Annotated in this window: 12 protein-coding genes; 6 read left to right on the top strand and 6 right to left on the bottom strand. The window is 74.6% G+C overall.

What is annotated here, in order from left to right; genetic code table 11:
- The first annotated feature begins 64 nt into the window (after positions 1 to 64).
- Both Pdca_RS22630 and Pdca_RS22635 read left to right on the top strand, forming a co-directional pair.
- The gene (locus Pdca_RS22630; protein ID WP_085915586.1) at positions 65 to 1,363 is read left to right on the top strand and encodes a D-arabinono-1,4-lactone oxidase; all 1,299 of its coding nucleotides are present in this window, start codon (positions 65 to 67) and stop codon (positions 1,361 to 1,363) included.
- Complete coding sequence (locus Pdca_RS22635; RefSeq protein WP_085915585.1) at positions 1,345 to 2,367, top strand: alanine racemase; 1,023 nt, start codon at positions 1,345 to 1,347, stop codon at positions 2,365 to 2,367. Before Pdca_RS22630 ends, Pdca_RS22635 begins: the two co-directional genes overlap by 19 nt.
- 819 nt (positions 2,368 to 3,186) lie before the next feature.
- On the opposite strand, the gene Pdca_RS22640 is transcribed toward Pdca_RS22635, so the two are convergent.
- Genes Pdca_RS22640 through Pdca_RS22655 form a run of 4 tightly spaced genes read right to left on the bottom strand, consistent with a single transcriptional unit; the run spans position 3,187 to position 6,425 of the window.
- Positions 3,187 to 3,621, bottom strand: coding sequence for an SRPBCC family protein (locus Pdca_RS22640; protein WP_085915584.1), 435 nt, complete (start codon positions 3,619 to 3,621; stop codon positions 3,187 to 3,189).
- 22 nt (positions 3,622 to 3,643) lie between these two features.
- Positions 3,644 to 4,399, bottom strand: a complete 756-nt coding sequence (locus Pdca_RS22645; RefSeq protein ID WP_085915583.1) for a hypothetical protein — start codon at positions 4,397 to 4,399, stop codon at positions 3,644 to 3,646.
- Entirely contained in the window at positions 4,399 to 5,232 is an 834-nt protein-coding gene (locus tag Pdca_RS22650) for a phosphoenolpyruvate hydrolase family protein (protein ID WP_085915582.1), read from the bottom strand. Before Pdca_RS22650 ends, Pdca_RS22645 begins: the two co-directional genes overlap by 1 nt.
- Positions 5,229 to 6,425, bottom strand: coding sequence for a Tm-1-like ATP-binding domain-containing protein (locus Pdca_RS22655; protein ID WP_085915581.1), 1,197 nt, complete (start codon positions 6,423 to 6,425; stop codon positions 5,229 to 5,231). Before Pdca_RS22655 ends, Pdca_RS22650 begins: the two co-directional genes overlap by 4 nt.
- A 127-nt stretch (positions 6,426 to 6,552) precedes the next feature.
- Here Pdca_RS22655 and Pdca_RS22660 point away from each other — a divergent pair, with 127 nt between their 5' ends.
- Positions 6,553 to 7,713: a hypothetical protein gene (locus Pdca_RS22660; RefSeq protein ID WP_085915580.1), complete on the top strand. Its 1,161-nt coding sequence runs from the start codon at positions 6,553 to 6,555 to the stop codon at positions 7,711 to 7,713.
- A gap of 79 nt (positions 7,714 to 7,792) precedes the next feature.
- Here Pdca_RS22660 and Pdca_RS22665 read toward each other — a convergent pair whose 3' ends face one another.
- Complete coding sequence (locus tag Pdca_RS22665) at positions 7,793 to 8,926, bottom strand: DoxX family protein (RefSeq protein WP_085915579.1); 1,134 nt, start codon at positions 8,924 to 8,926, stop codon at positions 7,793 to 7,795.
- 81 nt (positions 8,927 to 9,007) lie between these two features.
- Here Pdca_RS22665 and Pdca_RS22670 point away from each other — a divergent pair, with 81 nt between their 5' ends.
- Positions 9,008 to 10,006 (top strand): ROK family protein, encoded by a 999-nt coding sequence (locus Pdca_RS22670; protein ID WP_085915578.1) that lies wholly within the window; start codon positions 9,008 to 9,010, stop codon positions 10,004 to 10,006.
- Complete coding sequence (locus Pdca_RS22675) at positions 10,003 to 11,724, top strand: alkaline phosphatase D family protein (protein WP_085915577.1); 1,722 nt, start codon at positions 10,003 to 10,005, stop codon at positions 11,722 to 11,724. The genes Pdca_RS22670 and Pdca_RS22675 overlap by 4 nt, the downstream gene beginning before the upstream one ends.
- Positions 11,725 to 11,731: 7 nt before the next feature.
- Here the strand turns inward: Pdca_RS22675 and Pdca_RS22680 are convergent, their stop codons facing one another.
- On the bottom strand, positions 11,732 to 12,514 hold the full coding sequence (locus tag Pdca_RS22680) for a maleylpyruvate isomerase N-terminal domain-containing protein (protein ID WP_085915576.1): 783 nt from the start codon (positions 12,512 to 12,514) through the stop codon (positions 11,732 to 11,734).
- A gap of 85 nt (positions 12,515 to 12,599) precedes the next feature.
- On the opposite strand from Pdca_RS22680, the gene Pdca_RS22685 reads away from it, so the two are divergent.
- Entirely contained in the window at positions 12,600 to 13,004 is a 405-nt protein-coding gene (locus tag Pdca_RS22685; protein WP_085915575.1) for a hypothetical protein, read from the top strand.
- Positions 13,005 to 13,076: the final 72 nt, after the last annotated feature.

Below are 13,076 nucleotides of genomic sequence, written 5' to 3' on the forward strand. Positions count from 1 at the left end.
CCTTCCGTCCGGCGAAACGGGGCCGGGGTGGTCAACGACCGCCGCGCCCACGCAGGATGGGGCCGTGAACGGCACCTGGCGCAACTGGGCGGGCAACCAGCGGACCCGGCCGGTCCGCACGGTCCGCGCGCACGACACCGGTGCGGTCGCCGACGCCGTCCGCGCGGCCGCCGACGAGGGCCTGCGGGTCAAGGCGGTCGGCAGCGGCCACTCCTTCACCGGCGTCGGGGTCGCCGACGGGGTCGCGATCGCGGCACCGTCGGACCCGAGCGGGATCCGGCTGGACGGCGAGACCGCGCACGTCCCGGCCGGGGTCACCTTGCACGCGCTGAACCGGCGGCTCTGGGAGCTCGGCCGGGCGCTGCCCAACCTCGGCGACATCGAGGCGCAGACCGTCGCCGGTGCGATCTCCACCGGCACCCACGGCACCGGCGCCGGGTACCGCGGCATCGCCGCGCAGGTCGAGGGCGTGGAGCTGGTGCTCGCCGACGGGACCGTGCGGCGCCCCGCCGGTGACGAGCTCGCCGCCGCCCGGATCGGGCTCGGCGCCCTCGGCGTGCTGACCGAGGTGAGCCTGCGGACCGTGCCTGCGTTCCGGCTGCGCGCGACCGAGACCGTGCGCCCGCTGCCGGAGGTGCTCGACGGGCTCGACGCACTCACCGCGGCGCACGACCACGTCGAGTTCTACTGGTTCCCACACACCGACCTGGCCGTGCTCAAGGTCAACGACCGCACCGGCGACGACACCCCGGGGCGCGGCCGGGCAGCGGCCTGGATCGGCGACGAGCTGCTCGGCAACGCCGGGTTCGGCCTCGCCTGCCGGGCCGGGGAGCTGGCCCCGCCGCTGGTCCCCCGGCTGAACGGGATCCTCGCCCGCCGGATGCCCGCCGGCGGTTACACCGGCAGGTCCTACGAGGTGTTCTGCAGCCCGCGCCGGGTCCGGTTCCTGGAGATGGAGTACGCCGTCCCGCGGGCGGCGCTGCCGGAGGCGTTCGCCGGTCTGCGCGCCGCCGCCGCCCGGCACGGCCACGGCGTCACCTTCCCGGTGGAGGTGCGGGTGCTCGGCGCCGACGACGTCCCGCTTGCCACCGCGTACGGCCGCGACACCGCCTACCTGGCCGTGCACGTGCGGGCCGGACGGCCGCACGAGACCTACTTCGGTGCCGTCGAACCGGTGCTGGCCGCACTGGACGGACGCCCGCACTGGGGCAAGCTGCACACCATGACCGCGCCGACACTGCGGTCCCGCTACCCGGCGTACGACGACGTCGTCGCCGTGCGCGACCGGCTCGACCCGGAGGGCCGGTTCCGCAACCCCTATCTCGACCGGGTACTGGGAGTGCCGTGCGCGTCGCCGACCTGACCACACCCGCGCTGCTCGTCGAGGCGGGCGCACTGGAGGCGAACCTCGCCGACATGGCCGCCGTCCTGCCCGGACCGCGGTTGCGCCCGCACGTCAAGGCGCACAAGACGACCGCGCTCGCCGCCCGGCAGCTGGCGCACGGCCACCAGGGCTTCACCTGCGCCACCGTCCGCGAGGTGGAGGGCATGGCGGCCGCCGGCCTGGGCGCCGACCTGCTGCTCGCCAACGAGGTGCTCGACGCCCGCAGGCTGGGCGCCGTCGTCGACTCCGGTGCCCGGGTGACCCTGGCGATCGACTCGGAGGCGACGCTGCGGGCGGCCGTCGACGGCGGGATCCGCGAGGTGCTCGTCGACGTCAACATCGGGCTCCCGCGCTGCGGGATCGCACCGGACCGGGCCGGTGCGCTCGCCGACGCCGCCCGCGCCGCCGGACTGAGGGTGCGCGGCGTGATGGGCTACGAGGGGCACCTTCAGATGCTCGCCGACCAGGCCGAACGGGCCCGGCTCACCACCGAGTGCACCGACCGGCTGCTCGCCGCACACGCCGACGTCGGCGGTGAGGTGATCTCCGGTGGCGGCACCGGGACGCACACGATGAACACCGCCTGCACCGAGATCCAGGCCGGCTCGTACGCGCTGATGGACACCGCCTACACCGCGGCCGGGCTGACGTTCCGGCAGTCGCTCACGGTGCTGTCCACAGTGGTATCGGCGACCCCACCGGCCGGTGACATGCCGGGCTGGGCCGTCGCGGACGCCGGGCTGAAGGCCTTCGGCATGGACCATGGCAATCCCACCGTGCCCGGCGCCGACGTGTGGTTCTGCTCCGACGAGCACCTGACCTTCACCGCGACCCCGCTACCCCGGCCCGGCGACCGGATCCGGATCGTGCCCGCGCACGTCGACCCGACCGTCGCACTGCACGAGCGGATGCACGTGGTCGACGGCGACGGCCCGGACGCCGAGGTCCTCGACAGCTGGCCGGTGGACCTCCGAGGCTGGTGACCGTCCCCGCGCCGCGCACCCCACCGCACCGACGCGCCGGCGCCCCACCACGGTGTCCCGGTGTCCCGGCCGCACCACGGCCGCCGGCGCCCGGCGGGTCTGCACAGGACCACCGCACCCGCACTGGGTCGCCACGTACGCACGAGACTCCGGCGTCCGCACGGGATCGACGTGTCCGCATCGGATCGCCGCACCCGCTCGGACCGACGCGCTCGCACGGGACTCCGGTGGCCGCACGGGATAACCACGTCCGCACCGGGTCGCCGACTCCACGGGGTCGCCACGTTCGCACCGGATCGACGCGTTCGCACGGGATCGGATCCCGTGCGAACGCCGGAATCCCGTGCGGCTGTGCCGACTCCGTGCGGGTTGCCGGTCCTGCGCGAGCACGGTGCCGGTGCCGGTGCGATCGCTCCCGCGCAACGCGGACGCACCGCGGCTGCGCGACATGCCAGTCCTACGCATGCGCGGGACAGTCGCAGAACCGAGCCCCGACCCGGCCCCGCCGGCGCACCGAAGCCGCGCGGTCACCGCGGGCGTGCAGTGCACCGCGGCCGCGCAGCGCACCAAGACCGCGCAGTGCACCGGGGCCGCGCGGTGCGGGACCACGCCGTGCACCGAGACCGCGCCGTGCATCGGGGCCGCGCAGTGCATCGGGGCCGCGCGCCAACCAGCATGCGCACGGGATCGCCACGTTCGCACGAGATCCGATCCCATGCGAACACCACGACCCAGTGCGAACACCGGAAAACCGTGCGGCCGCCGGGCCCCCGCGCGAAAACCGGAGCCCACACGAAAGCCGGGGCCGCGGGTGTGCTGTCAGGCGTAGCGCTGGGCGAGCGCCTCCAGGCCGGTCGCGAACACCCCGTTCGCGAAGAGCTCGACCAGCTCACCCTCGGCTGCCGCGTCGGCGTCGAACTCGGTCCACCACTCACCGAAGGTGTGCCCGGCGGCGGTGACCGGGGCCAGCCGCAGGGTGGAGACGTAGCGGCGCACCGGGAACGGTGACTCCAGAATCTCGTAGGTGACGGCGTGCCCGCGCTCGTCGAGGGCCAGCAGCTCCTCGACGACGACACCGCCGTCGCCCAGCACGAGCCGGCGCTGCGCCCCGATCTCGGCGCCGGACGCGCCGCGGGTCAGCTCGCAGGAGTCGATCGCCGGGTGCCAGCGGTGGATACCGCCGAAGTCGCGCACGTGTGGCCAGACCTCGGCCAGCGGTACGGGGATCACGGCACTGGAATAGGGGCGGGGCATCGTGTCTCCTCCTCGGGAGCGGTCAGGTCTCGGTGCGCAGGTGCGGCGCCTGGGCGGCGAGGGTGTCGAGCTGGGCACGGACGTCGGCGAACCCGGTGGCCGAGCGCAGGTCGAGCGCGATCGACGCGGCCTGCTCGGTGGTCTGGCCGAACGCGGCGCGGGCCTCCTCGAGCCGTGCGGCGATCGTGACGGCGGTGGGCCCGCCGGGGGCCTGCCCGGCGTCCAGGCTCTCGCCGAGCACGGCCAGCCGCAGCGCCTCGTCGAGCTGCCAGTCCAGCTTCCGCCCGACGTCGGCGAACCAGCTGCGGGCCGGGCCGTCCGGGGTGGTCCGCACGACCGCGTGATAGGCGGTCACCGCGCGCACGCAGTCCTCGTAGGCGCCGGCCCACCAGCTGCCCGGACGCAGCCCTGGCGGCTGCACCGGCCGGGCCTGACCCTGCGCGGCACGCATCGCCGCCAGCTCGTCGGGGCTGGGCGAGCGCAGCCAGGCGCGGGTGGCGAGCTGCACCGGCAGGCCCACCAGCAGACCGGCCGGGATCCCGACGAACATCACCATCACCAGCAGGATCGCGATCGCGCCCGGCACGCCGTCGAGGGTGCTGGGCTCCTCCGAGACCGCCATCCCGATCATGCCGAGCAGGCCGAAGCCGAAGGCCGCGAGCCCACCGATGATCAGGGCCCCGAACCGGGCCATCGCGTGCTGCAGCCGCCCCCCGCGGACCCGCATCCGCCGCCGCCAGTCGCCACCCGGCGGCGGCGCGGGCCGCTTGGACGCCATCACCGTTCGAGCGCGTTCTTGAAGGCGCGGGTCTGCGCGGTCAACGCCTGCTCGGTCGGCAACCGTTCCATCGAGGACGCCCCGTAGAAGCCGTGACAGGCCTTCGTCCGGGACAGCACGTAGGCGGCGTCCTCCGGCATCGCGATCGGGCCGCCGTGGCACAGCACGAGCACGTCGTCGCGGACCTCACGCGCCGCGGCCGCCCAGTCGTCGACCAGCTCGACGCAGTCGTCGAGGGTCTTCGCGGTCTCCGCGCCGATCGCCCCGCCGGTGGTCAGCCCCATGTGGCAGACGACGATGTCGGCGCCGGCCCTGGCCATCTCGCGGGCCTGCTCGGCGGAGAACACGTAGGGCGTGGTCAACAGCTCCTTCACCCGGGCCGCGGCGATCAGGTCGACCTCCAGCCCGTAGCCCATCCCGGTCTCCTCCAGGTTCGCCCGGAAGACGCCGTCGATCAGCCCGACCGTCGGGAAGTTCTGGATCCCGGCGAAACCGAGCGAGGCCAGCTCGTCGAGGAACCGGTCGGTCAGCAGGAACGGGTCGGTGCCGTTGACGCCGGCGAGCACCGGCGTCCGGCGGACCACCGGCAGCACCTCGGCGGCCATCTCGACGACGATCTCGTTGGCGTTGCCGTAGGCGAGCAGCCCGGCCAGCGACCCGCGACCCGCCATCCGATAGCGGCCGGAGTTGTAGATGACGATCAGGTCGATCCCGCCGGCCTCCTCGCACTTGGCGGACAGGCCGGTCCCGGCGCCGCCGCCGACGATCGGCTCGCCGCGCGCCGCCATCCCGGCGAAGCGCTCCATCAGCTCGGAGCGGGTGAACCGCCTCATTCCTGCACCTCCCGCCACGCGGCGAGCACCGCGTCGGCGAATTCGGGGTCGTTGACGTGGTGCGGGATCCGCCGCACCCGGCCGGTCCCGGCCACACCGGACTCGATCGCGGCGAACAGCGCCGCGTCCGCCTCCGGATCGTGGAACGCCTGGCCCGGCATGTCCAGCGCGGACACCCCGCCCAGAGGGAGCAGGAACAGCCAGCGTCCGGTGAAGGTGTTCAGCTTGCGCGCCAGCCACTCCCCGATCGCGCGGTTCTCCTCCACGGTGGTCCGCATCAGCGTGACGTTCGCGTTGTGCTCGTAGCGGAGCCGCCCGGCGAACCGGTCCGGCACGGTCGCGACCGCCCCGAAGTTGACCATGTCGAGTGCCCCGCAGGACCCGACCCAGGGCACCCCGGTGCGGGCGATCGCGTCGAGCCGGACCTCGCCCGCCGCCATCACACCGCCCACCAGCAGATCGGCGACCTCGGTGGTGGTCAGGTCCAGCACCGAGTCGACCAGGCCGTCGTCGACCAGCTTCTCCAGCGACGCACCGCCCGAGCCGGTCGCGTGGAAGACCAGCGCGTCCACCTCGTCGCCGAGCAGCTCCCGGACCCGGGTGACGCACGGCGTCGTCACCCCGAACATGGTCAGCCCGACCGCGGGCCGATCCGTGCCGGCCGGCGGGGGCCCGGCGGCGACCGCACCGGCCAGCATGTGCGCGGCGTTGCCCAGCACCACCCGGGAGATCCGGTTCAGCCCGGCCACATCGGTGACGGCGTACAGCATCGCGATGTCGCTCGCCCCGACGTAGGGCGCGGTGTCGCCGGACGCCACGGTCGACACCATCACCTTCGGCACCCCGACCGGCAACGCCCGCATCGCTGGGGTGACCAGCGCCGTCCCCCCGGAGCCGCCGAGCCCGAGCACCCCGGCGACGTCGTCGGCCCGGGCGAGCAGGAACACCCGCAGCGCGAGCGCCATCGCCGCCACCGCGCTCCCCCGGTCACCGGTGAACACCGCCGCCGCGCCGTCCGGGTGGTGGGCCGCCACCTCGGCGGCGCTCACGTCGCCACCGGCCGGCGCGGGGCCGGGCCCGGTGGACACGTCGATCCGGCACACCGCGACCCCGGTCGCGGCCACCAGGTCCGCCACGAAGTCGATCTCGGCGTGCTTGGTGTCGCGAGTCCCGATCACATACGCACTCCGCACACCGGAGTTCTACCGGTACCCACCGCTCCGGGGCGAGGGCCGAGGCCGGAACGACACAGGGCAGTATGGGTCCGGTGCCCGCCAGCCGGGCTCGTGACCTCGCGGCCCCCGACGTCGTTGGAGTGACATGCACGGTCAACCGGACGACCACCAGGGCATCGTGCTCCCGCTCGACGGGCGGCCCGGCGGCCCCGCACCCGGGCCACCGGAGCGCAACGGCGGCCGTCGGCCCCCCTACGTGGGGCCGCCGCCCGGACCCGCGCTGCTGCTGAGCTGGGAGCCCGCCGCCGAGGCGGACGACGCACGCGGCTGGGGCGACCGGCTCAGCGCGTCCTGTGAGCTGGCCCGCCATCTGGTCCGGCCGCGCGCCCCGCAGGCGGATCTCGCCGTACGGCTCGCGCTGCCCGAGGCGTTCGGCGCGGAGCCGCTGCTGCGCCTGGTGGGGGCCGAGGCGCCGCCGGCCGGGTCCGGCCCCTCGACGCTGCTGCCGGTCGGGGCGCCCGGTTCCGGGCCCGCGCCGGGCGCACCGCTGGGGGCGCTGGTCCTCTCGGTCGCCGTGGAGATCGCCGCCACCGGGACCCAGAGCCGGGTGCTGGACGCGATCACCTCCGCGGCCGCTGCTCTCGCGCCCGCCGGTGTGACCGGGCCGGACTCCCGGCTGCGGGCTGCCGAGGAGGCATTGCGGGCGGCCCAGAACGATCTGCTCGAGCACGGCGCGGTCGGCGCCGGCACCGGTCTGGACACCGCGATCGCGAACCTGTCGGTGCTGCGTCACCAGACGCACGCCCGGCTCTCGGGCTGGGAACGGGTCGCGGCGGCCGCCGATCCGGCGGGCTCGCCCGGGATCGCGCTGCGCGAGCAGCTCGGCGAGGTCGGCAAGCTCGGGTGGGACGGGTTCCCGGCCGCTGTGCACGGCGCCTACCAGGCGCTCGTCCTCGACGCCCGGCGGATCCTGCTGTCCGCGGCCGATCAGCTGCTGCGCTCACCGAGCAGGCCGTTGGCCGCCCTGCGCCCGCTGATCGAGCCGGATCTGGCGGGGCGCGCATCGGACATCGCGCGGCTGCACCGGCTGCTGGGCACCCTGTCGGTGCTGCCGCTGACCGTGCGCAAGCGCTCCGGCGGGATGCTGCCGAACCTGATCGCGGAGCAGGCCGCGACCAATGCGCGCACCCAGGCCCTGTTCACCCGGATGGCGAACGCGCTGCACCCGCCGGCGTGGTGCGGCCGGGTCGCGGTGGAGGTGCGCGCGCTCCCGTCCGGGGAGCTGCAGATCCTGCGCCCGGCCTGACCGGACCCGCAACCACGAACGGACCCTGTCGTGGCGGTACCGCCCACGAAGGGTCCGTTCGTGATGGTGCGGGGTCCGATCAGCGCGCGGCGGCCTTGGCCCGCTTCCGGGCGTCCTTGGCTGCGCCCTTGGCCTGCTTGGCGGCGTCCGCACCGGCGCTCGACGCGCGGTCGGCGAGGTCCGAGCCGAAGCGGGCGGCCTGGGCCTGAGCCTGGCTGGCCAGCGTGCTCAACCGGTCGGCGTACTCTGGGGCACGCTTCTCGGCGCGGGCCACGGCCTTCTGGGCCTGCTTCTCCCAGCGGGCGCGCCGCTTCTCGGCCTCCTTGAGCCACCTGTCGCCGGTCCTGCCGGCGGCCTTGCGGTACTGCGCGCCGCGCTTGTCGACGGCCTTCTCCAGCTTGTTGCCCTGCTTCGCGGCGGCCTTGGCGAGCTTGGCGCCCTTCTTCTCGGCTGCCTGCGCCTTCTTCTCCGCCTTCTTCGCGGCCCGCTGGGCGGCCGCCGACAGCTGCTCGGACCAGGTGGAAGCCCGCTCGGAGGCGACCTCACCGAGATGCGCAGCCTGCTCGGAGGCCTTGCCGCTCCACTCGGTCGCCCGCTCGCGCACGACCGGGCCGTACTCCTCCGCTGCGTCGTGCAGCTTCTCCCGGGTGCCCGCGGCCGCGGCCGCGATCGAGGTGCCCGCACCGGCCAGTCCGGCGGCGATCTGCGCACCGGTGTCCGAGTCGGAGCCGGGCGACAGGCGGGCCTGGGCCTTCGCCGCGGCCTGACGGGCGCGGTAGGCGTTCGACGGCTTGCCGTGGGTGTCGGACGCCGCGATCAGCAGTCCGCCCAGCAGGCCGACGTTCTTCAGGAAGTGGATCTGCTGCTCGGTCCGCTTCTGCTGGTCGGTCTCCTCCCAGAAGCGGTGCCCGGCGAGCGTGGTCGGGATGATCGTGGCGGCCAGCGCGGTGGACGCCAGACGCGGGAACCTGCCCAGCGCGAGCAGCGACCCGGCGGCGATCTTCACCCCGGCGTCGACCTTGACGAGGGTCTCGTAGTCGGGGCGGCTGTTCAGCGGCGCGTTCTCGACGACCTTGTCGATCGCCGGTGCGGCCTGGTCCAGCACGGGCTTGGCGGCTTGCGCGTGGCCCTCGGGCTGGCGGAGAGCGGTCACGCCGCCATAGATGAAAACGGCCGCGAGCATCGGCCGGGCAACTCGTCGCAAGACTGGCATGGGTCACCTTTCCCCGGTTCACCGCGTCCGCAAACCCCGGGTGCGCTGGCATCACAGCGACTGTGCGGCAATCATGCCCGGGTGACGAACGGACGGCGGGCTATCGGGCTCGACATCGGAGGAACGAAGGTCGCCGGAGCGATCGTGGGCGAGGATGGCACGGTCCACGCGGAACTGCGCCGCAACACCCCGGACACGTCCGACGCGACCACGATGAACGACCTCCTGCGCGGGATGGTCGAGGAGCTGCGCGGCGGCGACGCGGGCGACGGTGTGTGCGCGATCGGCGTCGGCGCGGCCGGGACGGTCGAGTGGCCGATCGGCCGGATCCGCTGGGCGCCCAACAACAACTACGAGAACTGGGACCTGCGCGGCGACCTGGAACGGATGACCGGGCTGCCGACCGTCGTCGACAACGACGGCAACGTGGCCGGCCTGGCCGAGGCCCGGCTGGGCGAACGCCGCTTCGACGACATGCTCCTGCTGACCGTCGGCACCGGGGTGGGGGCCGGGATCGTGCTCGGCGGCCGGATCTACCGAGGCGCGCACGGCCTGGGCGCCGAGGTCGGGCACATGAACGTCAATCCCGACGGTCCGCAGTGCGGCTGCGGCAACTTCGGCTGCCTGGAGTCGGTCGCCTCGGGTACCGCGCTCACCAGGATGGGCCGCACCGCCGCCGCGCACGACCCGGACGGGATGCTGGCGCATCTGGCCGCCGAGGACGGCGGCGAGGTGAACGGCCGGCACGTGACCACGGCGGCGATGGCCGGTGACCCCACCGCGCAGTCACTGTTCGAACGCCTCGGCCGGGCGCTGGGCACCGGGATCGCCGGCCTCAACGCGATCTTCGAGTTCGAGGTCGTCCTGATCGGTGGCGGTCTGGTCGACGCCGGCGAACTGCTCCTCGGGCCCACCCGGCGCGCCGCGCGCGAGTTCCACTACGGCCCGCCGCACGTCCGGCCGATCCCGGAGGTGCTGCCGGCGACGTACAAGGGCGACGCCGGGAAGATCGGCGCGGGACTGCTCGCGCTGGAGGAGACGATCGCCCCGGAACGGGCAGGTCTACCCTCGAACGAGTGACACTCCTGCTCGGGCCGGTACTGCGGCACGTCGACGAGACATCCGCCCTGGTCTGGGTGCAGACCGACCGGTCGTGCCGGGTGGAGGTGCTCGGCTGCGCGGCCCGCACCTTCGAGGTCTCGGGCCTGCACTACGCCCTCGTCGTCGTGCACGGCCTGGAGCCGGACACCCGGCACCCCTACGAGGTGCACCTGGACGGGGTCAAGGCGTGGCCGCAGCCGCACTCCCCGTTCCCGGGCAGCGTGATCCCGACCCGGGGGCCGTCCACCGAGCGGCGGCAGCGGATCGTGTTCGGGTCCTGCCGCTACGTCAAGCTCTCGGACCCGAAGACCGCACGCACCTACGGGCTGGACGCCCTCGACGTCTACGCCGCCCGGATGGCGGGCCGCCCGCCGCAGGAGTGGCCGAGCGTGCTGCTGATGCTGGGCGACCAGGTGTACGCCGACGAGCTCACCCCGCAGACCCGGCGCCGGATCGCCGGGCGCGGGGAGCGCCACCCCGACTGGCCGGACGACGAGATCGTCTCCTTCGAGGAGTACTCCGGGCTCTACCGCGACACCTGGTCCGATCCGGAGGTGCGGTGGATGCTGTCCACCGTCCCCACCGCGATGATCTTCGACGACCACGACGTCCGGGACGACTGGAACACCTCCGGCGCCTGGCGGGCCCGGATGGCGGAACTGCCCTGGTGGCCGGAGCGGATCCGGGCCGGGCTGGCGTCGTACTGGGTGCATCAGCACCTGGGCAACCTCACCCCGGCCGAGCTCGCCGCCGATCCCGACTGGCAGGCGGTGCAGGCGGCCGACGGCGACGTGTGGCCGCTGCTCGCCGAGCGGGCCGACCGGTGGGACCGCGAGATCGGCGACGGCGACGACCGGCACAAGGACGAGCGGTTCTCCTTCTGCTGGGAGCTCGGCGGCACCCGGCTGATCGTGATCGACTCCCGGAACGGCCGGATCGTCGAGTCGCTGCCCCGCAAGATCGTCTCCGACGCCGAGTTCGGCTGGGTGCGCGAGCGCGCACTCGCGCCGGGCCGGATCGACCACCTCGTGCTGGGGTCGTCCATCCCCTGGCTGCTGCCCCAGGTCATCTCCGACCTGCAGGCCGGGGTGGAGAAGGCCGCGAACCGGGGCGGCCGGTCCGGCCGGGCGGCCGAGTTCCTCCGCCAGGAGGCCGACCTGGAGCACTGGCCGGCGTTCGGGCACTCGTTCGCGCGGATGGCCGATCTGGTGCGGGACGCCTGCCTGCCGCGCGCCGGGGACCCGCCACCGGCGAGCGTCTCGGTGCTGTCCGGCGACGTGCACCATTCCTACGCCGCCGTCGCCGACGTGCACGCCGACGCCCCGGGCGACCGGCCCGGTCGCGGCGTCGACGGCACCCGGGTGCACCAGCTGACCTGTTCCCCGGTGCACAACGTCGTGCCCGGGTTCATGCGGGTGCTGTTCCGCGTCACCTGGTCGCGGCTGATCGCGCGGGCCAGTAACCGGTGGGCCCGCGACCACGGCACCGGCCGGGCCGGGGTCTCCTGGGGGCGCACGGCAGGGCCCCTGTTCGGCAACCTGATCGCCACCCTGACCCTGGACGGGCGCCGGGCGGCGGTCCGCTTCGAGCGCCCGCGTTCGGCGTCCACCCTGGAGCTGGCCGCCGAGGTCGCACTGACGCCGCAACCTCCCGCCGAGCGCTCCCCGGCGCAGGTCGCGCTGGGCGCGGGCGGGTAGCCCGCGCTCAGAACCCGGTGCGGGACAGCCAGGTCGTCCAGACCGCCGGATCGCCGAGCACCTGCAGTCGGGCGTCGTCGGCGGGGATCCGGCGCAGCACACCCAGCAGCAGATCGGCGGCGGCGCCCCGGACGGCGGCCGCGCCCTTGCCGTGCCCGTGCTCCCACACCACCCGGCCGCCGGCGGTCGTGATCATCCACTCGCCGGCCGCGCCGAGCTCGTCGTCCACCGCGTGCAGGTGCAGCGTCACGCCGTCGGGCAGCGGCGGCTCCGCGGCCGCGGGGCGGGCGGTCAGCAGGTCGAGCCATTCCGAGACGCCGTCCGCGGCGACCTCGGGCGCGATCTCGAAGGCGGCGCCGAGCGCGAGCGCCGCGTCGGCCCGGTGCACGGTGGCCTCGTGCAGTCGCCGCCGGATCCACCAGGCGGCGGGCTTCGGCCCGGTGAACGTCCACACCGGGGCGTCGCGGCCGGCGACCGTCACCGCATCGAGCAGCTCGGTGACGCTGTCGCGCAACCACTGTGCTCCCGATTCGGGGCCGTCCTCGGCAGGCTTGCCGCCGACGACGGCGCGCGGGTCCAGCCCCTCGGTGGCCCCCGCGGCGATCATCTGGGCCGCCCAGCGGTGCCCCCGGCCGACGTGCCGCTCCAGCTGGAGCAGGCTCCATCCCGGACAGGTCGGCACCGGGACGGACAGGTCGGCCGCCCGCAGCAGGTCGGCGAGCCGGTCGTTCTCCGAGATCAGGAGCCCGGCGTAGGGGTCGATCGTGCTGCCCTGGGGTGTCCCCGGCATGAACTCGGGCCTCCACTCGCAAAACTGTCGAGGTAGTTCCGGCGAGTCGCGCATGACGACCGCGCCGGTCGGGTAGGTATAGATCATGCCTCCGCACCGCGACTGGACGCGACGGGGAGTAGGGCGCGCGCTGCTCTACTGGCCGCTGGTGGCCTTTCTGCTGGTGGCGGCCTTCCCTGCCGTCGCGGTGCCGCTCGTGATCGTATCGGGATTCGGCCTGCTGTTCCTCGGCCTGATCGGCGGTTTCGCCGGGAAGCGTTGGCGCGCACGGCGACTCGCGCGGGCCCGGCGGGCGGTTGCCGAGCTTGCGGAGCAGGTCGCCCCGGGGGCCGGCGAGGAGCCCGGCACCGATGGCATCTCGGAGCGCCCGGCGCCCTGCCCCGCGGCATGGCCCACCGGACGACACGCCCGACGCCCCCGGCAGCCGCACAGCGTTGCCGCACAGCCGATCGCGGCCGCCGAGGAGCCCGCCGAGCAGAGCGCAGCCTGAGGGCTGCTCCGACCCGGCTCGTTCCACGCCTCGGGCCCCGCCACACACCTGTCGTCACGGGTGCGCGGCGGG

This window comes from Pseudonocardia autotrophica (genome assembly GCF_003945385.1).
Lineage (GTDB): Bacteria > Actinomycetota > Actinomycetes > Mycobacteriales > Pseudonocardiaceae > Pseudonocardia > Pseudonocardia autotrophica.